We start from the raw sequence: 19,501 nt of genomic DNA, 5'->3' as shown, positions 1-19,501 counted from the left end.
CGTTCACTCCTCGTGGTCCATGTTTCCCGAAACGTCGTGTAAAATAGTTGAGGTGGAATTTTACAGTGTTATGACACTTTGAGCTTCTTTCTTTTTAAAGCCGGTCAGCGTATGAAAACAGCTGAGCATTCCCATGAATGTTGTCAGCGCTCCCGAGAGTGAATGAATAAAAGCGGTCGTGGTAGATACTAAACAGGAGGAGGGCGGGCTTCACAAATTTGTCACAAATTCATAAAATTGTCCGGTTTAAATAGATAGAAAAAACATTACATGATACAATTATTTTGATGTTTCTTGTCACTGTAATACGTGCAAGGACGGAAACATCTCCTGTTTTGTCATGAAATTGTTACAATGATGAATCAGGGGAAGTAGAAGGAGGGAGATAAACGATGGACAATCCAAGAACAGTCGAATCTGCTTCTACAGAAATGATCCAAACAAAAACCCAGGAAACTACTTTGTTAGCTGATATAAAAAGTTTAATCAAAGTTGGTATTATTAACTCTAATTTGATTACCGCGTTTACAGGGTTCTGGCTGGCCTTATACTTTACAGGCACTCCATTCACAGACCAGTGGGTCACTTTCCTGTTAACGATGCTTGGTACCGCTCTGGTCATAGCGGGTGGCTGTGTTATTAATAACTGGTATGATCGGGATATTGACCCGATCATGTCGAGAACTCAAACGCGTCCCACCGTTACAGGCTCCATATCACTGCCTGTAATTAAAAATATGGGAATCGCCCTCTCCATACTGGGGTTTGTTGTTCTGCTTTTCACGACATGGCAGGCAGCATTATGGGGGGCGTTCGGCTGGTTTGTCTACGTCGTTCTTTATACGATGTGGTCAAAACGCCGGTACACGATCAACACGGTGATCGGAAGTTTCTCGGGTGCTGTCCCGCCTTTAATCGGCTGGGCTGCGGTAGACCCGGGACTTCAGCTTGAAGCCCTGATTCTATTTCTCATCATGTTCATCTGGCAGACGCCTCACTTCCTGGCTCTTGCCATGAAGAAAAAAGAGGAATATAAAGCAGCAGGGATTCCGATGCTGCCGGTGGTCCACGGTTTCAAGATGACAAAGCGCCAGATCGTCGTCTATGTCGCCTGTCTGCTGCCGCTTCCCATATATCTGGCATCTCTAGGCCCCGTTTTCCTTGTCACAGCCTTTCTATTATCCTTCGGCTGGCTGGCTCTGGGGATCGCCGGCTTCTTTATGAAGAATGATGATAAGTGGGCCACATGGATGTTTGTTTATTCTTTGAACTATATGACTATCCTGTTTTTTATGATGGTAATTGTTACACTACCTTTCCCATTTTAATGAATCGACCCCCTTTCCGGGGGTTGGTTATTAAATAAATCATGCATGACAAAAGAAAGAGAGGTATTACAGATGAGAGGTTGGATGGGAAAATTCCGTTCGTTATTTCTCTTTGGTGCACTGACACTGATCCTTACTGGTTGTGGTATTGAAAATGTTAGCGCTTTAAAACCAAAGGGGTACGGCTCGGAATTATTATTTGATCTAATGATGATCAGCATTGCAATCATGATCTTTGTCTTTGTTATCGTCATGGCAATCTATGCCTTCGTTCTATTCCGGTTCCGGGAGAAAAAAGGGCAGGAAGACAGGATTCCAAAACAGACGGAAGGAAACAAGGCGTTGGAAGTGATCTGGACAGTCATTCCAATTATCCTCCTGCTTGTACTTGCGATACCGACGGTACAGGCAACGTTTGATCTTGCGGATCAATCTTCCCAGGATGATGAAGGGACATTGACGATTGATGTAACAGGAAACCAGTATTGGTGGCAGTTTACATACGCCGACCAGGAAATTTCAACGAGTCAGGAACTCTATATACCTACAAATGAAAGGGTATACTTAAACATGAAATCCAGTGATGTTATTCATTCATTCTGGGTTCCTGCTATTTCTGGTAAGATGGACACCAACCCTGGTGAGAACATGAACACGATGTACTTAGAAGCTTATGAAGAAGGGGTTTATGAAGGATTTTGTGCTGAATTGTGCGGTCCTTCCCACTCATTGATGTACTTTAAAGTCATCGCGGTCAGCCCTGATAAGTATGACCAGTGGGTGGAAGATATGAAAAATGTAGACCCTGAAGCCGAACCTGAAACCGCTTCAGCTCAGGAAGGTCAGGAATTGTTTAACAACAATTGCATGAGCTGTCATGCCATCGGCGGAGGTTCCGCCGGAGTCGGACCCAACCTGGCCAACTTCGGTAACCGTTCTAAAATCGCCGGTATTCTTGAACCTACAAAAGAAAACCTGAAAGACTGGATTGTACACCCTGACGAAATCAAGCCGGGCAACCAAATGCCTGCAGAGCTTGTGACAGAGGAAGAAGCTGATAAAATTGCGGATTACCTGTTGGAACTGCAGCACTCTGATGTCGGTCAGGACGTACCTGTAATTGAAGAAAGCGATTAAGTTATAAGAAAGAGGTTGAAAAGGGAGGTTAAAGCGTGAGTACTGCAACAGCACAAAAGCGTGGGCTCGGCGCTGCGATTTGGGATTACTTAACAACGGTAGATCACAAAAAGATAGCCCACTTATATCTGGTAGCCGGTGGATTGTTTTTCTTAATCGGCGGAATTGAAGCCATGCTGATCCGTATCCAGCTGATGAAACCGGACAATAATTTCATCTCTGCTGGACTATATAATGAAATGATTACGATGCATGGAACAACAATGATCTTTCTGGCAGCAATGCCGCTTATATTTGCTCTTATGAATGCGGTCGTCCCTCTGCAGATAGGGGCCAGGGACGTAGCATTTCCATTCCTGAACTCACTCGGCTTCTGGCTGTTTCTGTTCGGGGGGCTTTTACTGAACGTATCCTGGTTTACAGGCGGAGCGCCTGATGCAGGCTGGACCAACTATGCACCACTTTCCACGTCTTCACCAGGGCACGGGGTTGATTATTACGTAATGGGGCTTCAAATTTCAGGTGCAGGTACGTTAATCGGGGGGATTAACTTCCTTGTCACAATCGTGAACATGAGAGCACCTGGTATGACCTATATGCGTATGCCGCTGTTTACATGGTCAACCTTTGTCACGAGTACGCTGATCTTATTTGCATTTCCGGCTTTGACCGTCGGATTGTTCCTGATGATGTTTGACCGGATGTTCGGGTCTGCGTTCTTTGATGTAGGTCTCGGCGGAAACGTCATTATCTGGGAACACCTTTTCTGGATATTCGGACACCCGGAAGTATACATTCTGATTCTTCCATTGTTCGGAGCATTCAGTGACATTTTCTCCAACTTCTCCAAGAAGCGTTTGTTCGGTTATTCCGCAATGGTATTTGCAACTGTTCTGATCGGCTTCCTTGGATTCATGGTATGGGCTCACCATATGTTTACAGTCGGGATGGGACCGATAGCCAACTCCATTTTCGCTGTTGCTACCATGGCGATTGCCGTACCTACAGGAATTAAAATCTTCAACTGGCTGTTTACGATGTGGGGCGGTCAGATTAAGATGACTTCCGCTATGCTGTGGTCCATTGCCTTTATCCCGTCATTTACTATTGGGGGAATGACAGGAGTTATGCTTGCAGCAGCTGCTGCAGATTATCAGTATCACGATACGTATTTCGTCGTCGGACACTTCCACTACGTTATTGTTGGAGGGGTTGTCTTCGGTCTATTTGCATCCCTTCATTACTGGTGGCCGAAGATGTTCGGTAAAGTTCTGAACGAGAAGCTTGGAAAACTGGCTTTCTGGCCGTTTTTCATCGGTTTCCACCTGACATTCTTTATCCAGCACTTCCTGGGTCTTATGGGTATGCCCCGCCGTTACTGGGTCTTCCTGGAAGGTCAGGGACTTGATTCAGGAAATTTAATCAGTACGATTGGTGCTTTCCTGATGGCCATTGGTACTGTGATTTTCCTGATCAACGTTGTCTACACGTCTGTAAAAGAGAAAAAGGTCAGTGGCGACCCTTGGAACGGCCGTACGCTTGAATGGTCCATTCCATCACCACCGCCGCACTACAACTTCGTTCAAACGCCGCTGGTACGTGGTCTTGATCCACTGTGGGTTGAAAAGATGGATGGAAAAGAAGGGATGACACCGGCTGAACCGCTGGGAGATATTCACATGCCTAACGCATCGATTCTTCCGTTCACAATTTCTCTTGGACTGTTCATCGCAGGGTTTGGGTTTATTTACCAGGTGGATGATTCAGCATGGCTGATCGCTGTTTTCGCAGGTATGGGCATCACGCTTGCTTCTATGCTGATCCGCTCCCTGAAAGATGATCTCGGACATCATATTCATAAAGAAGACCTGGAAGAAGATATTAAGAAAGGGGTGGGCAGATAATGAGTCATGACGACGTTCTAAATCCGAAACATATGCCCCATGATCCTGAAAAGGCCACCCTGGAAGGTAAAAATAAATTCCTCGGTTTTTGGTTTTTTCTAGGCGGAGAAACGGTCCTTTTCGCGAGTCTCTTCGGAACCTATCTCGCCCTTAATGGATCCACACAGGGGGAGAACACACCTGAGCACCTGTTCGGGCTGGAACTTGTTTTCATCATGACAATGCTCCTCCTTACCAGCTCATTGACAAGTGTGTATGCGATGTACCATATGAAAAATCATAACTTCGGCAAGATGCAGACGTGGCTTGCTATTACAGTCTTTCTTGGCCTCGCGTTTCTTGGTTGTGAGATCTATGAGTTCTATCATTACATCCATGAGTATGGATTCACGTTCCGCTCTTCGGCCTTCGGCTCTGCGTTTTATACGCTTGTCGGTTTCCACGGCGGACACGTCTTATTCGGACTCAGCTGGATTACGGCTCTTCTTCTTCGAAACCGGAAGAGAGGACTGAACCTGTACAACGCTCCGAAGTATTACATTGCCAGCCTTTACTGGCACTTCATTGACGTTGTATGGGTGTTCATCTTTACCGTTGTATACCTTATGGGAAAGGTGGGTTAACGGATGGCTGATCAAACACAATCCAAACCGATGCACAAAGTTGAATATGAGAAACAGCTGCACAAAGAGGAAATGAAGCATCAGGTTCTGACTTTTGCGTTAATGATCCTGTTTACGCTGATTGCCTTCGGAATGGTCATCATGGAAGTCAATTCCTACTTCATCATTCCTACTTTGATTATCCTGGCTGTTGTCCAGGTCGCTTTTCAGCTTTACTATTTCATGCATATGAAAAACAAAGGCCATGATATGGTTGCATTGATGATGTATGGAGGGGCAGCTGTCGCCCTTCTGACCATTATCACCTTTACTTCCATCATCTGGTGGTAAGTACTCAAAATCAGATAGGTGAAATGCAGAAAAGACCGGATATCCGGTCTTTTTGCGTCTATCAGCAGTTATGGCTAATTTATGAACAATCGTAAAATTCTGGCTGGAAGGCTCGTTTTTTATGAAAAACTTAGGTAAAATGAAATCGTATAAGTCTACAATCTGAGGTGAGACACCAATGTGGTTGGAACTACAAATATTCGGGTTTCGGGCATTATGGAGTCCTTTCTACTTCCTGTTTGTTTTTGGACTGGCCCTGGCCTATTTTTATTTGACAGGTCCCGGCAGGAAAAAGGGGGAGGAGAGGCCGAATGCAGCTCAGCAGTTTATGTTTTATTCCGGCCTTATCCTGCTGTACATCGTAAAGGGATCGCCTGTCGATCTACTGGGACACATTATGTTCACGGCTCACATGACACAGATGGCTTTGTATTATCTTTTGTTCCCGATCCTCATTATCCGCGGGATTCCCGCATGGATATGGGAATGGGTGTTTAAACAGAAGATTGTCCGTCCGGTATTGAAGCTGTTGACGAAGCCTCTCATATCTTTGATTTTGTTTAACGGGTTGTTTTCGCTTTATCATATGCCGGTCATCTTTGACTATGCTAAATCCAGCGAAACCGCCCATGCGGTGATTACAACGGTCATTTTGATTACCGCCTTCTGTATGTGGATATCGATATTTCCACCGCTTGAAAACATGGACGCTCTCAGTCCGATAATGAAAATTGGATTTATATTTGCCAACGGTGTATTAATCACACCTGCCTGCGGATTGATTATTTTTGCGGGGTCTCCGCTGTATGCGACTTATTCAGAAGCAGGTTCATGGCTGCAGGCGATGAGTTTGTGTGTCCCGGCCAACGTGCTGTCCGATTTGTCCGCAAGCTTAAGTGGGCCTGCTTATTTCACTCCGATGCCGCTTATCGAGGACCAGCAGCTGGGAGGAATCATTATGAAGGTGACCCAGGAAATCATTTTCGGTTCTGTGATCGCCTACATTTTCTTCAGCTGGTTTAACCGTGAGCGTGATACCATTGATCCGCTTCCTGGTGAGCTGTCGTCGGAAACATAGAGAGATTTGATTGAGGAGAGGTGAAGGTATGCCTTTGCTGCCGACGTTGAGTACGTTTTTCATCGTTTTAAGCGCTGTATTGGTTGCGATCGGCTGGGTACTGATTGTAAAGGACAGGCGGGATCCACACAGGAAAGTGATGATCGCCGCCGCTGTCAGCGCCCTGACGTTTTTTATCATTTACTTAAGCCGGACCATTGTTGTAGGAAACACCAGTTTCGGTGGTCCGGACGATATTAAAATTTTCTATACCATTTTTTTGATATTCCATATCTTCCTGGCAACCGTAGGGGCAGTCTTTGGAATTGTCACGCTCGTTCTTGCTTTTAAGCGGAAGATCGGCAGGCACCGGCGGGTGGGCCCCGTGACAAGCGTGATCTGGTTCTGTACGGCGGTTACCGGCGTAGCCGTTTATCTGCTTTTATACATTATCTATGATGGTGGAACGACCACAAGTATGATTAAAGCCATATTGGGAGGGTGAGAAACAACGGGCCGTGCGGACGGTCCGTTGTTTTATTTTGAAAGACGTGTTTTTGTTGTTTAAACCACAAAGATAAAAGGAATAGGAGAAGCGATGGACATAATCTTCCTACATAGCGAAAGGGATGGATACTAGTGGAAATAAATACAGAAAGGCTGCGGATTTTTCCGGTTACCCTTGATCTTGCTCAAACATTGATGAAGAATTCCCTGGCTTTTTACTACCAATATCAGCTGCCGTGGAACAAAAACTGGCCGCACGACGGGTTGAAGGCGATGCTGCCGATTTATACTGAGCGGTTGGAAAATAATGCTGGGGAAATGGGTTTCGGCCCCTGGGTGATGATTGATGCAGCCGGAGAACATGTCATTGGGGATATCGGATTCAAAGGGAGCCCCGATGAGGATGGAAATATTGAAATCGGCTATCACGTCGTTGCCTCTGAGCGCAATGCAGGGTATGCCTCTGAAGCAGTCGGAGAACTGTGCCGCTGGGCTTTTACAAAGAACGGTGTGGAAGGCATTGAAGCCCAGTGTGATAAGGGAAACATTCCTTCTCAGAAAGTTTTGATCAATAATGGCTTTTCCCATACAGGAAGAAGTCAGGATATCCTGGTTTTTAAGAAGGAAAAAGCAAGGAACGATCATAAACAAAACTCATATAAGGCAAAAGAATAGAGCGTACAAAAAAACCTGAAGCACAGCTTCAGGTTTCTTTATGTTCTTTATAGTTTATAGTTCCATTTAATTATCCCGGCTTCCTTAGCTGAGTTAAAGGCGATGACGACCAGTGGTCCAAGAATGAAACCTAGAAGGCCGATCAACTGAAGTCCAAGATACATGGCAATCAATGTAGCCAATGGCGATAATCCGATGTGCCGTCCCATGACTTTCGGCTCGACGGTTCTTCGTATAGCCAGCAGGATAACCGCCAGTACACCGAGCTGTGTGCCCATTGCAATATCTCCAACTATAAACATATACACCGACCACGGGCCGAGAATAACAATGGATCCGATAATCGGGACAAAATCAATGGCCCAGATAATCAGGGACATGATAACAGCCACGTCCGGCGTAATCCAGAGCAGGCCGATGAGGGAAACTACAAAAATAAGGATACTTACGAGAAACTGTGCCTTTAAAAATCCGAAAACGACATACCCAAGACGGGCGTTCATGAACTTCACTTTTTCAGAAGTCGCTTCGGTAAAGGAATCGTGCATTTTTTCACGCAGCCGTGGAAGTTCAAGCATGAACAGGAACAGCGCAATTAAGTATACGAGGAAGCTGACCAGCAGTTCGGGTATTTTCGCTGCAGCTGCCGCAATATTTCCAAGCTGGAGCTTTTCAGAAATCGCTGTTGTCGTCCGGTCGACGGTGTTGTAAATTTCATTGGTCACTTTATCGACGAATTCCTTCGGCATGTTTTGAGTAAAGCTGGCCATATGTTTTTCCCAGTCCAGCAGCACATTGTTAATTTGATTAATGTACAACGGTGCATTATCCGCAAGCTGAACCACCTGTGTGACCGCTCTTGTGACGGCAAAGGCCCCAAGCAGTCCAAGCAGAATGAGGAACAGCAAAAAGACGATCGTTACCGACATTTTCCTGTTAATCCGAAAACGGAACTGGATCAGACGGACGGCGGGGTTTAAAAACAAAGCCGTCACAAACGCAATGATCAAGGGAATGGATACAGGAAGGATAAAGTAACCAGCTATTATGAGCAGGATGGAAAGTATAATCAGAATCCATTGTTTTTTTGAAAGAAATCGTAACAATTTATGTAATTTTCTCCTTTCCCCATTAAAGTCAAGTGACTTTATGAACCGGGGTATTCCGGTTTTAAAAAAAGCCGCTCACCATACAATGATGTGCGACTAAAGAAATCACTTATTGGGTGAACCTCAGCGGCGTTCCGGGTTGTTTGAAAGCTCTTCCACTTTTTGAAGGACTTCGTCGTTTTCATTTTCCTGCGCCCATTTTTTCAGCTTGTCCAGAACGACGTGCTCCGGCACCTGGCTGTGATATTTTTTCGCAGGTTCAGCTACTTTGGCGATCAGTGTTTTGGCTTTCTGGATCATGTCATCTGAGAATCCTTCCTGATGGCCGTACTCTACACCGTGAGGGTAGTAATGGCGGCCGAGCAGGGGCTTCATCATCCGGATCACCGCATCTCCTTTATCAACGTCACCTTCAAGGGCGAAGCCTTGGATCCGGACGTAGTGGGTAATGTTTTTCTCAGGAGCCATTAGTTTGTAATCATATGTAACACGTTCATAATCCCAGGAACCACCAAGGATGAATCCGTTTTTTTCCATGATTTCAGTCAATGGTTTGTAATCGACCACAAGACCTTCAATACCAGTGCCTTCTAATTTCATTACTTTCCACCTCACTATTTGGTATGTATCTTTCTTCATTTTAGTATGAATTGAGTCCGGTTGCAATTCCTGGCAGAATCACCAGGGCGTGTCAGCGTATTCTACATCATTATACTATAAATGACCGGCGGCTGCATGTAATAAATTCGATCAATCGGGGACACTAAACAGTGATCATGATCAATGAGGAGGATCTTTGAATGAAAACAGTAAAAGATATCATGACAAAGGATGTTTCCGTCTGTCAGACGAGTGACCAATTAAGTGATGCAGCAAAGCTGATGAAAGACAAAAATGTCGGTGCTGTACCTGTGTGTGATGATCAAGGCAATGTGATGGGTATGGTGACAGACCGTGACTTGGTTATCCGGGGCTATGCGGATAAAAAACCGGATTCCACACCGATCCAGCAGGTAATGAGTGACCGGATGTACAATTGTGCGCCGGATTGTTCACTGGAGGAAGCGAGCCGGATCATGGCAGATCACCAGGTTCGTCGTCTGCCGGTCGTTGAGAACGGACGTCTGGCTGGAATCATCTCCCTCGGAGACTTGTCCACGGAAGAGATGTCTGATCATGCAGCAGGAGCAGCGCTGCAGGATATATCCGAACGTCCTGAACTTCATTAACGATGGGAAAGCCTGCCTGCCGCAGGCTTTTTTTATTGGATGGCAGAGGTGGATTTCCTGTTTTGAATGAACGCCTGAGACGGGGATGCATAGGCTATACTGTAGTTTTAGTGTGAGGTGGGATGAGGATGAGTACAGGGGAACTGCATCCATCTGTCCAGCAATTCAAAGCATTTGTCGATCAGCACCCCAGCGTCAAAAACCAGCTGAGAAAGAATCATAAGCTTATTCAAAGCTATTATGAAAAGTTTATGATCCTCGGTGAAGATGATCCATTCTGGGAAAACCTGCCCGAGGATGATAAAAGAAGTGAGTTGACAAAGAAAATGGATTGGCTGAAACAACTGGGTGTACTTATGGAGGATGTAAACTGGGAAGAGGTCTCAAAGCAGATCGATGAATTGAACGGGGCGATTGGACAGTTTCAGCAGTTTATGACGGATGTAAGAAAAACGAGGGAAAAAGACGAGCAGGAATTTGAATATCCGTATTATTAATTTGAAGCAGGTGGAAAGTTTCTCTCATTTCCATCTGCTTTTCTATTTGATAAGATAGAGAGGGAGGTGGACATACAGTATGTTAGCAACAATGGAAATTGTCGATCTTTTAGACCGTTCAGAATCGATTGGACAGATGGTTCTCCATTCTGAAACGATGCAGCAATATCAAGAGGCAAAAATGGCCCTTGAACAAGATAAAGAGGCGCAGAGACTCATTAAAAGCTTTGCAGATATGAAAGACCATTATGAGGATGTACAGCGCTTCGGACGCTATCACCCTGATTATAACTCCATCATGAAGCAGGTCCGCTCCGTGAAAAGGGACATGGATATGCATGAAACGGTGGCGCAGTTCAAGCGGGCGGAACGAAACCTTCAAAAACTGCTCGATGAAATCAGTGAAAGTGTCGCGTTCAGTGTCAGTGAGCAGATCAAGGTGCCGAAAAACGGCATGGCCCTCACCGATACCGGATGCAGCGGCGGCTGTGGCAGTGGTGGAAGCTGCGGCTGCGCTTCCTGATTACGGATTCGTAAAACGGATGCAGTCATCACAAAAATTCCCACAGCAGAACATTTTTCTCTGTGGGACAAGAAACCGCACACGGTAAACATAAAACGTCTGAGTTCTGCGTACATAATTCATCGCAAGACTCAGGCGTTTTCCTTTCATTGCTTTCGCCGCGCACCACTTTAACCGGTCTTCAATACCTTCACGCGCGGTGTTTCCGCTTGGATACACATAAACAAAAGGAAGGCCCGTAAACGATTTAAACTCCGCCCCCGCTATCTCCGCGGATTCATTCAGCAGCTGCTCAAACAGATGAACGGCTTGTTCCTGGTCTGTCCACATCATTGGATCCCTCCCTGAAATTGTCTGATTTCATTGCCCCCGACCTTAGGATTTGGTACACTTACGGTAGAAATCAACGTTCCACAGGGAGTCGAGGGATGGTATGAACAAAACAAACCGGCAAGGTCTTATCGTATATTTTCAGCATATGAAAAATATTAGACAGATAAAAAAACACGGCCATTTGATCTACGCCTCCAAAAAGATGAAGTATGCGTTACTTTATGTGAATCAGGAGGATGTCGAATTCAAGATGGAAAAACTGGAGCGTTTACCCTTCGTTTCCCGTGTTGTCCCATCGTATAAACCGGAAGTGCGTACGGACTATGAAAATTCGAAGCCTGATAAAGCGAAACAGTATGATTATAAAATGGGAATATAACCAAAAAAAGCGCCCTCAGGGGCGCTTTTTTCAGCTTAATGGAGCAATGTAACGGTTCATGCGTAAAATTCCAATCAAATGCTGGTAGTACAATTCAGTTTCAGGAAACAGGGAGGAGGGCTTGATCGTAAACTCATGCACTTCTTTTCCAGCTTCCTGTACCATCTTTTGAAAAAGCTCGAACCGCTGATTCGGCACTTCGTGGGGGTTTGGAATTCCTTCCCGACACATGTAAATCGGCTGGAACCTGCCGTTGTCCGTCGGGTGCATAATTAACGCAAGGGATGCGGAGGGCCTCCCGTCTTTTTCGCAGTAAAAAGCAACGGCATGCTTAATGCGGCCGGGCATCTGCTTCCCCATTTCAATCAGTTCATAAATATCCGCATAGCCTTCGCCGAGTTCAATAAATTTTTGTATCATGATGATGTACGTCCTTTCTCCTATCCATTAAACTAAACGTAGCATGTTTTTTTCTAAATGTGAACGGTAAATATAGCAGAAGCTGCAGGTGGGTGTACGTATGAAACGCTTTATAAAGATCGCGTCCACCGTTTTGATGAGCGGGGCGGTTTTTTTATTTTTCCAATGGAGTATGACAGAGCAGATGGATCAGGAAGCCGCAGGGGCAGGGGAGATTGTCGTTCATAAGGAAAGTGGGGCACTCACCGTTTCCTTGACTTATCATAATCTGGCTCCCGGCATTTATAAAGTGTCATGGCCGGAGCCGGCCGGGGAGGTTTCCTGTTCGTATGAGGACGAACGTCCCTGTTGGTTGGAAAGGGATCAGTTGAACTACGAAGGCGGTGATCCGGTCACCGTTCATTATCAACGGCCTTTTGATGGTGGTTTTCTGCCTGCGTCGTGGCTGGTGGAGCTGTATAAAGATGGTGAATCCAAGGATATTCCTTTGACCGTGACCGTAAAGGATTTTTCAGGGGAAGCTTTTGTATGGACAGCGCCCGTGACAGTAGAAAGTGATATTGCTATGGAACATGTCCATTATTACCGTTTCCAGCGGACTGGAGAGCCTTTTCCTCTTTTTGCAGCCCATGCAGCCGAGGATGTATGGAGGACTGGAGATAATGTGGTGATCTACCATAAGAGTGATCCTCTGACTTATGCACAAAAAAAGGTCCTCCGCCGGGCGTTGAATGGGCTGAACGGGACAGTGGTTGAGCTGGATCACAATCACACAGGCGGCACGGTTCCCTTTATGACCGTGAAGAACAGGGAAGTGGAGAAGCTTGAGGGGGAAATTCTTGGTGCGCACCTTCAACAGGCATCCTCCGGTTCATCCGATTTTTATGAACGCGTGCTGAAGGACCTCTATCTTTCTGAACCTCCGGGTACGAAAGCTTCTGGTAAGCTGAGGGAAGGACTGGCAGAACCGCAGCTCCAGGCGTGGAAAAAGCGGATGCTCGCAGCTGAGCAGGTGGAAGACATACCGGCTTTTTTGGATGGGACGCTCTCCGAGGTGAATCAGGGGGAGACCCGTTTCTTTCAAAAGAGGAGAAATGATAAGGATGCGCCCTTCTTTTTCACGTTTGATCACGACCTCTATTTTCATAATACCCGGATGGAGGGGCAGGTGGTCCAATACAAGCAGACCATTTATTTTCCCCTCGTTTCCATATTGGAAGCCTCCGGGTATTCGTGGGCCGTTCTGGACGACGGGAAGGTCTTCCGGATACAGACAGAGGATAACCATTATCGTTTTTTCCTGGATCAGGAGACCTTTATCGTAAACGAAGAGAGTTTTGGCACGGGGAAAGAGGTGATCATCTCCCTGGATAAGACGGTATACATGAAGCAGGACGAGTTGAAGCAGCTTCTTGACATTCAAGCGGTAAAGGGAAAAGGTGTGTGGAATCTCCAAAAAAAATAGGGCTGTCCATGAAGGACAGCCCTGCTTTTTTGTATCATGTGAAATGAAACAAAAAAGTAAAGGGAGAGGAGAAACCGGAGGAAGAGCTTATGGGGATGTAAGCCTTCTCCGTTTTCAGAAGCAGTATCATCCGCTTCAACAACTAGTATGGACGGTGGGGTTTTCTTTTATTCATGATTGGATAAATTTTTTTCTTCCTGCTGGGTCACAGGGTTGTACTTCCCTGCTTGTTCGGATTTGTGGTAGGATTATGGGGAATGCTGACAAGTGAGGTGTACTGGATGCGAGTAATTGCAGGCGATTATAAGGGAAGACCATTGAAGTCGGTCCCTACACATAAAACACGTCCAACGACAGATAAAGTGAAAGAAGCTGTATTTCACGGGATCGGCCCTTTTTTTGACGGAGGCAGAGCTCTTGATCTTTTTGCGGGAAGCGGAGGTCTTGGAATAGAGGCGATCAGCCGGGGGGTTGATTCCTGTGTGTTTGTTGACCAGCAGCATCAGGCGGTCAAGACAGTGTATGAAAATATAGAACTGCTGAAGCTGGAGGACCGCGCAGAGGTATTCCGCACGGATGCGTACCGGGCTATGAAAGCGGCTGGTAAACGCGGGCTTCAATTCAACTATATCTTCCTCGACCCTCCTTATAAAAAGTTTTCCTATAAGGAACTGATGGAAGCGCTTTTAAAGTACGGTCTTACCGCAGAAGGAGCGAAAATCATCTGCGAACACGATGCTTCGGAAAAAATCCCTGAGCAGGTGGGGCCGTTTAAACGGGTGAAAACCGATCATTATGGCAGTAATATCGGTGTATCTATTTTTGAATGAGGAGTGAAACGTATGACACGGCTGGCAATCTGCCCGGGAAGTTTTGATCCCGTTACATATGGACATCTGGATATCATCCGCAGGGGGGCAAAAGTATTTGACCACGTCATTGTGGCGGTCTTTAATAACCAGAGTAAATCCCCGTTGTTTGATGTGAATGAAAGAACGGCCCTGTTAAAAGAGGTGACAAAAGATCTTGATAACGTGTCTGTGGATGCGTGTAACGGTCTTTTAATGGATTACGCAGAAGAAAAGGGCGCCCAGGCCATTATCCGTGGATTAAGAGCGGTTAGTGACTTTGAATATGAAATGCAGATTACGTCCATGAACAGAAAATTGAACGATGATATTGAGACGTTTTTTGTCATGACAAATAATCAGTATTCCTTCCTGAGTTCCAGTATTGTGAAGGAAGTAGCTAAATACCGGGCCAATATCGGTGATCTTGTGCCGCCGCCGGTGGAAAAGGCACTCGCTGAAAAGTTCTGATAAAAAAAGTGCTTTTCACCCTGGTTAATATAAGATTGTCTGTCCATGTACGGCAGACCATAGGGAAACGAACGGTCATTCTAATAAAAGACCTTGTTTCACAGAATAACAAATCCATCAACGAAGGCTGTCGGGCATTTGCCCGACAGCCTTATTTTTTCAATGAAAAACATTCATCAGACACGGGAGGTGTTTCCCTCATGGAATGTGAAAAATCAATTCCTCGGGCGTGCCCGCCAGCGGATGAAGATCATCAGCAGGATTGCCCCCATAGTCACAGGAGGCCCATACTGCTGGAAAAACGCCAGTATGGAAAAAGGATCCGACCGGGCAGGGTTCCAGCTTGGGATGGTGGATGTTTGAAAGGGCTGGTACAGAAAGTACAGCAGGTAGATCAGGCAGGCGGCGATAACGGCATGGGCACACCTGGCCAGTGCATAGGGGAGAAAACGAATATCTGTTTCTGCCAGAATGCTTGCGATCTGGGCTTGTATAGAAAAACCGTGAAACCCGAGAATGAAGCTTACTGCCACCAGCTGAGCCAGGAGTGCCTCATGGGATTGGGTGACAGCGCCGATTCCTGTCGTCAGTTCCAGCAGTCCTGCTGTTAAAGGGACATGGAAACCCTCCGGCAGGCCGGTAAGAGCCAGTACATGAGTGAAGAGATGGATGAGCCCGGTCTGCTTCAGTAATTCAGTGAGAACAGAAAACAACATAATGAATCCGCCCACCATCAGCAGGGTATCGACGGATTTTGTCACAGCGTCGCCCAGCAGTTTTCCGAGCGTCCGTCCATCTTTGATTCTGGAATGGTGCATGATCCAGAAGGCTTCCTTGAGAGAGGGAGAGGTGTGGTCCCGGATATGTGACCGCTCATTACCTTTATAGAACCTCATCATGATACCAATGAGAAAGCCGCCGCCGTAATGGGCGAGGGCAATCAAAATCCCAAGCCGGGCGTCGTGGAAAAAGCCGACGGCGACGGCACCGAAAATGAATAAAGGGCTGGAGGCATTCGTAAAAGCCACGAGCCTTTCCGCCTCTGTTTTTGTTACCTGTCCATTTTTGTACAGGTCCGTCGTCCACCTTGCGCCTGCAGGGTATCCGCTTGCCATCCCCATGACCCAGACGAATCCTCCGCAGCCGGGCACGTTGAATAACGGACGCATGATCCGTTCACTGACGGCTCCGAGACCGTGTACAACGCCGAATCCGATTAAAAGTTCGGCTGTGATGAAAAAAGGAAGCAGCGAAGGGAAAACGACTTCCCACCAAAGATCAAGTCCTCTCAAACTTGCTGTTAATACAGGGGTGGGGAAAAGGATTAAGGCAGCAGCCAGCCCGGCTGCGAAAACAGCGAAGACGATGGTTTTAATCACAGGTATGGAACCCCCTCCTTTCCATTCGCAGTTTCCTGTACTTATGACTGGGGAAATAGTAAAATGGTGATAGATTTCGACAAAGATACGACTTGTCCCTATATCATTTGTACGCTCATAAGGGAATGGTTTATTCCATAAAATAAACCACATGATGAAGGGGGAATAGGCATGAATAAACCTGTCGTTGGACTGGCGCTTGGTTCAGGCGGAGCGCGTGGTTTCGCTCATCTGGGCGTCATAAAAGTCCTTCATGATCATGATATTCCTGTGGATATGGTGGCGGGAAGCAGTATGGGAGCTCTTGTCGGCTCTTTTTTTGCTGCGGGGCAGAGCATCGAGGATATGTATAAGCTGGCCTTAACCTTTAAGCGGAAGTATTACCTGGATTTTACCGTACCTAAGATGGGCTTTGTGCTGGGACGCAGAATTAAGGAGTATATCCGGCTGTTTACATTCGGAAAGAATATCGAGGACTTCAATATTCCTCTCTCGATTGTAGCTACAGATTTGTATGCAGGAGAAAAAAAGGTGTTCACCACCGGGCCCGCCTGTGATGCCGTCCGGGCGAGTATCGCCATACCGGGGATCTTTGTGCCTGAAAAAATTAATAACCGGCTGTATGTGGATGGCGGTGTCATTGACCGCGTTCCTGTTTCCGTTGCCAAGAAGATGGGGGCTGATTTCATTATTGCCGTGGACTGCGCCCATTTTGATTCTGATCCCAATATTCATTCCATTTATGACGTGATTACCCAGAGTATCGATATTATGCAGGATGAGCTCGTCAACGCCATCGGGGTGTCCTCAGACGCGGATGTTATGATAAAGCCCGACGTTGCTGCCTACAGTTCAAGGGCGTTTACGAACCTGGAGGATATAGTGAAAGCGGGGGAAAAGGCTGCGGAGGACAGGATAGAGGAAATCAAGGAAAAGCTTGCGGCTTGGAAGGAGTTAAAAGATCATGAAAGCGAATAGAAAGCTGGTTATTACAGGAATAATCGTTATCTTAGTGACGGTCCTGTTAACCTCATGGCGACTGCCTTATTACATATATAAACCAGGAACTGCGGATGCGCTGGATGATATTGTGGAGGTGGCCGGGGGCTATCCGAGCGAAGGGGATATGCACCTCGTCACGGTCCGGGGTGGACAAGCGACACCCATTCTCTGGCTGCTTGCCCAGTTTCAGCCGTTCCATCAAATCTACCCTATCGAAGACATTCGTCCGGAAGGGGTAAGTGAGGAAGAATACTATCACGCCCAGCTGCAGATGATGGAATCCTCCCAGGAGGCGTCCAAGGTAGTCGCTTACCAGGCAGCAGATCGGGATATTGATATCAATTACGAAGGCGTCTTTGTCATGAGTGTCATTGAAGGAATGCCGGCGGAGGAAGTATTGGAGATCGGTGATCAGATTACAAAAGTAGATGGAAAAGATATTCAGGAAACGAGTGATTTGATTGATTATGTCAATGGAAAAGAAGCCGGTTCTCAAGTTACCTTAACCCTCGTCCGGGGAGAGGAAACTCTGGAGCGCGACATTGAGCTGGCTCCTTTTCCTGACACGCCTGAAAAAGTCGGTGTAGGGATTTCCCTGGTAACAGACAGAACGGTCGAAGTGGACCCTGAAGTAAAAGTGAAAAGTGGAGAAATCGGAGGACCGAGTGCTGGTTTAATGTTCTCCCTTGAAATCTATGACCAATTGACAGAAGAGGATATCACACAAGGCCTTGAGATTGCTGGAACAGGCGAAATCAATTACGAGGGCGTCGTCGGCAGAATCGGTGGTATTGATAAAAAAGTTGTTGCGGCTTCGGAACATGGAGCTGACGTTTTCTTCGCCCCTAATGAAGAAGGAAGACAGGGTTCGAACTATGAAACAGCTAAGGCAGCAGCGGAAGATATCGATACAGAAATGGAAATTGTCCCTGTAGATACCTTCCAGGATGCCCTGGATTATTTGAAGAATCGAAACGCTGATCAAACCTGATCTGCTGATAAAAAGCGCTGGGTCACCTGAGAAAACAGGCGACCCAGCGCTTTTTTTTTACATATTCGTAGACAAAATGACCGGGGCTTCGTATTCCCGGTTTAACCGGCTGACGCGATCAGCAGCAGGTAAAAGGCTGTAATAAGCCGCTGCCGCCCGTGATTCCAGATCCAGGAGCGGGTGCTGCATCGCCTGGGGCTGGGTGATAAACGATGTTTCGGTCTCTTTCTTGGCCCATTTTAAATATTTCCTTCCGGTCTCGTTCATGCCGAGGATACGGGCGTAGGGAGGGGGCGTTTCTCTTAAACCCCGTCGTGCTTCATCCTTGTCTGTACCGACGAGAAGATGCGTCATCGTGCGCTGCAGCCTCGTCCATGTATACCGTTTTGTTTTGACGCGGTTCATGAAATCCTCAAATGTAACAGCTTTTTTCATCGCTCGTTTCAGCCGGTATTCAAGCCCCTCATCCATGCCGTGGAAACACCGTAGTGTCTCTTCATCCATCGTGAGGACTTTGTATTGGAGCAGGTGGAAATACGCTTCCCACTGATGCCAGCAGCCGTAGGTGTTTTTATAGTCATCAAGAAGGTCAGGGACCTCTGCGGGCATCGTCTGCTTTGTTTCCTTTGTCAGGGCTCCAGCCTCGATCATCTGCCGGCGGATGCTTGTAGCACTGGCGATAGGCCCTGTGATGTGCTCGTCGTGGTAATGGCTGCTCTTCCTATGGATGGTCAAAGGGGTGACAGAAGGGGCGTAGGACATGATCTGCTTTACATAGCTGTATCCCAGGATGTTGTTGGGCTGGGATAGATCAACGGCTTCTGAAGGGAACTGGATGGACTCATAAGCCAGACGTGAGGATTCGGGGAACGAGTGTCCTTCGTTTAAATGGGTCCTTAAGGCTGTGTTATATTCCTCCTGATAGTCATTCATATGGCTGTATGCCTTCATAAAAGCATCGATATCCCCGCTTTCACTACCGAAGCATATGGCGTCGACTCCGGCTTCAATAAGTGTCTGTACAGCGCCCTGGCTGAAATAATCGCTGTGCTGGACGGCATACAGGAACGGTAATTCAAGCACAAGATCCGCTCCGTTTTTCAAGGCTGCCTCGGCCCGGTGCCATTTATCCATTATGGCCGGTTCCCCTCGCTGAAGGAAATGACCGCTCATAATGGCGATCATCACATCCGCACCGGAATGTTCCCTGGCTTGTTCCAAATGATAGTAATGCCCGTTATGAAACGGGTTGTACTCGACAACAACCCCGCATGATCTCATAAAAAGCCTCCTT

The 19,501-nt window shown here is 46.7% G+C and carries 23 protein-coding genes; 17 read left to right on the top strand and 6 right to left on the bottom strand.

Translation table 11 applies throughout. The annotated features are described in order from the left end of the window. Positions 1-392 precede the first annotated feature (392 nt). From cyoE to GLV97_RS08520, 8 genes are all read left to right on the top strand, one after another. Positions 393-1,328 (top strand): heme o synthase, encoded by a 936-nt coding sequence (gene cyoE / locus GLV97_RS08555; RefSeq protein WP_160889499.1) that lies wholly within the window; start codon positions 393-395, stop codon positions 1,326-1,328. A gap of 72 nt (positions 1,329-1,400) precedes the next feature. After that, on the top strand, positions 1,401-2,465 hold the full coding sequence (gene coxB, locus GLV97_RS08550) for a cytochrome c oxidase subunit II (RefSeq protein WP_160835481.1): 1,065 nt from the start codon (positions 1,401-1,403) through the stop codon (positions 2,463-2,465). 35 nt (positions 2,466-2,500) lie between these two features. Next, positions 2,501-4,369 (top strand): cytochrome c oxidase subunit I, encoded by a 1,869-nt coding sequence (ctaD, locus tag GLV97_RS08545; RefSeq protein WP_160840200.1) that lies wholly within the window; start codon positions 2,501-2,503, stop codon positions 4,367-4,369. Further along, the gene (locus GLV97_RS08540) at positions 4,369-4,992 is read left to right on the top strand and encodes a cytochrome (ubi)quinol oxidase subunit III (protein WP_160835483.1); all 624 of its coding nucleotides are present in this window, start codon (positions 4,369-4,371) and stop codon (positions 4,990-4,992) included. Before ctaD ends, GLV97_RS08540 begins: the two co-directional genes overlap by 1 nt. Positions 4,993-4,995: 3 nt before the next feature. Continuing rightward, positions 4,996-5,322: a cytochrome c oxidase subunit IVB gene (gene ctaF, locus GLV97_RS08535; RefSeq protein ID WP_160835484.1), complete on the top strand. Its 327-nt coding sequence runs from the start codon at positions 4,996-4,998 to the stop codon at positions 5,320-5,322. A gap of 178 nt (positions 5,323-5,500) precedes the next feature. Continuing rightward, positions 5,501-6,400 carry a cytochrome c oxidase assembly factor CtaG gene (gene ctaG, locus GLV97_RS08530; protein WP_160835485.1) on the top strand — a complete coding sequence of 300 codons (900 nt, stop codon included), beginning with the start codon at positions 5,501-5,503 and terminating at the stop codon, positions 6,398-6,400. 28 nt (positions 6,401-6,428) lie between these two features. Further along, positions 6,429-6,884 carry a DUF420 domain-containing protein gene (locus GLV97_RS08525; protein ID WP_160835486.1) on the top strand — a complete coding sequence of 152 codons (456 nt, stop codon included), beginning with the start codon at positions 6,429-6,431 and terminating at the stop codon, positions 6,882-6,884. 134 nt (positions 6,885-7,018) lie between these two features. Next, positions 7,019-7,561, top strand: a complete 543-nt coding sequence (locus GLV97_RS08520; RefSeq protein ID WP_160889498.1) for a GNAT family N-acetyltransferase — start codon at positions 7,019-7,021, stop codon at positions 7,559-7,561. Positions 7,562-7,608: 47 nt separating this feature from the next. Here GLV97_RS08520 and ytvI read toward each other — a convergent pair whose 3' ends face one another. Continuing rightward, complete coding sequence (ytvI, locus tag GLV97_RS08515) at positions 7,609-8,667, bottom strand: sporulation integral membrane protein YtvI (protein WP_160840202.1); 1,059 nt, start codon at positions 8,665-8,667, stop codon at positions 7,609-7,611. A 126-nt stretch (positions 8,668-8,793) separates the two neighbouring features. Beyond that, on the bottom strand, positions 8,794-9,270 hold the full coding sequence (locus GLV97_RS08510; protein ID WP_160835489.1) for a YugN family protein: 477 nt from the start codon (positions 9,268-9,270) through the stop codon (positions 8,794-8,796). 200 nt (positions 9,271-9,470) lie between these two features. Between GLV97_RS08510 and GLV97_RS08505 the strand changes: the two genes are divergently transcribed. The 3 genes from GLV97_RS08505 to GLV97_RS08495 all read left to right on the top strand — a co-directional run bounded on the left by GLV97_RS08505 (position 9,471) and on the right by GLV97_RS08495 (position 10,919). Beyond that, entirely contained in the window at positions 9,471-9,899 is a 429-nt protein-coding gene (locus GLV97_RS08505; protein WP_160889497.1) for a CBS domain-containing protein, read from the top strand. Positions 9,900-10,027: 128 nt separating this feature from the next. Next, positions 10,028-10,396, top strand: coding sequence for a spore coat protein YlbD (ylbD, locus tag GLV97_RS08500; protein WP_160840204.1), 369 nt, complete (start codon positions 10,028-10,030; stop codon positions 10,394-10,396). A gap of 79 nt (positions 10,397-10,475) precedes the next feature. Then, positions 10,476-10,919, top strand: coding sequence for a YlbF family regulator (locus GLV97_RS08495; protein ID WP_160835492.1), 444 nt, complete (start codon positions 10,476-10,478; stop codon positions 10,917-10,919). Here GLV97_RS08495 and GLV97_RS08490 read toward each other — a convergent pair whose 3' ends face one another. Next, the gene (locus tag GLV97_RS08490; protein ID WP_237416805.1) at positions 10,920-11,252 is read right to left on the bottom strand and encodes a hypothetical protein; all 333 of its coding nucleotides are present in this window, start codon (positions 11,250-11,252) and stop codon (positions 10,920-10,922) included. It lies immediately after the preceding gene. Between the two features lie 100 nt (positions 11,253-11,352). Here GLV97_RS08490 and GLV97_RS08485 point away from each other — a divergent pair, with 100 nt between their 5' ends. After that, complete coding sequence (locus GLV97_RS08485; RefSeq protein WP_160835493.1) at positions 11,353-11,631, top strand: YlbG family protein; 279 nt, start codon at positions 11,353-11,355, stop codon at positions 11,629-11,631. 30 nt (positions 11,632-11,661) lie between these two features. Here GLV97_RS08485 and GLV97_RS08480 read toward each other — a convergent pair whose 3' ends face one another. After that, complete coding sequence (locus GLV97_RS08480) at positions 11,662-12,051, bottom strand: DUF7147 family protein (protein WP_160889496.1); 390 nt, start codon at positions 12,049-12,051, stop codon at positions 11,662-11,664. Between the two features lie 100 nt (positions 12,052-12,151). Here GLV97_RS08480 and GLV97_RS08475 point away from each other — a divergent pair, with 100 nt between their 5' ends. The 3 genes from GLV97_RS08475 to coaD all read left to right on the top strand — a co-directional run bounded on the left by GLV97_RS08475 (position 12,152) and on the right by coaD (position 14,835). Further along, positions 12,152-13,516, top strand: a complete 1,365-nt coding sequence (locus tag GLV97_RS08475; protein ID WP_160889495.1) for a hypothetical protein — start codon at positions 12,152-12,154, stop codon at positions 13,514-13,516. Positions 13,517-13,773: 257 nt separating this feature from the next. Then, entirely contained in the window at positions 13,774-14,346 is a 573-nt protein-coding gene (rsmD, locus tag GLV97_RS08470) for a 16S rRNA (guanine(966)-N(2))-methyltransferase RsmD (protein WP_263620957.1), read from the top strand. A 12-nt stretch (positions 14,347-14,358) separates the two neighbouring features. Further along, positions 14,359-14,835 carry a pantetheine-phosphate adenylyltransferase gene (coaD, locus tag GLV97_RS08465; RefSeq protein ID WP_160835496.1) on the top strand — a complete coding sequence of 159 codons (477 nt, stop codon included), beginning with the start codon at positions 14,359-14,361 and terminating at the stop codon, positions 14,833-14,835. A 215-nt stretch (positions 14,836-15,050) separates the two neighbouring features. Here coaD and ylbJ read toward each other — a convergent pair whose 3' ends face one another. Continuing rightward, on the bottom strand, positions 15,051-16,214 hold the full coding sequence (gene ylbJ, locus GLV97_RS08460; RefSeq protein ID WP_337192689.1) for a sporulation integral membrane protein YlbJ: 1,164 nt from the start codon (positions 16,212-16,214) through the stop codon (positions 15,051-15,053). Between the two features lie 171 nt (positions 16,215-16,385). Between ylbJ and GLV97_RS08455 the strand changes: the two genes are divergently transcribed. Continuing rightward, on the top strand, positions 16,386-17,192 hold the full coding sequence (locus GLV97_RS08455) for a patatin-like phospholipase family protein (protein ID WP_160835498.1): 807 nt from the start codon (positions 16,386-16,388) through the stop codon (positions 17,190-17,192). Next, on the top strand, positions 17,179-18,207 hold the full coding sequence (locus GLV97_RS08450) for a SepM family pheromone-processing serine protease (protein ID WP_160840206.1): 1,029 nt from the start codon (positions 17,179-17,181) through the stop codon (positions 18,205-18,207). Before GLV97_RS08455 ends, GLV97_RS08450 begins: the two co-directional genes overlap by 14 nt. A 57-nt stretch (positions 18,208-18,264) precedes the next feature. Here the strand turns inward: GLV97_RS08450 and GLV97_RS08445 are convergent, their stop codons facing one another. Further along, complete coding sequence (locus GLV97_RS08445) at positions 18,265-19,488, bottom strand: nucleotidyltransferase (RefSeq protein WP_160835500.1); 1,224 nt, start codon at positions 19,486-19,488, stop codon at positions 18,265-18,267. Between the last annotated feature and the right edge of the window lie 13 nt (positions 19,489-19,501).

Source organism: Halobacillus litoralis, assembly GCF_009856355.1.
Lineage (GTDB): Bacteria > Bacillota > Bacilli > Bacillales > Halobacillaceae > Halobacillus > Halobacillus litoralis_B.
Note: the sequence above shows the minus strand (reverse complement) of the source record. Positions and strands in the feature narration are given on the sequence as shown.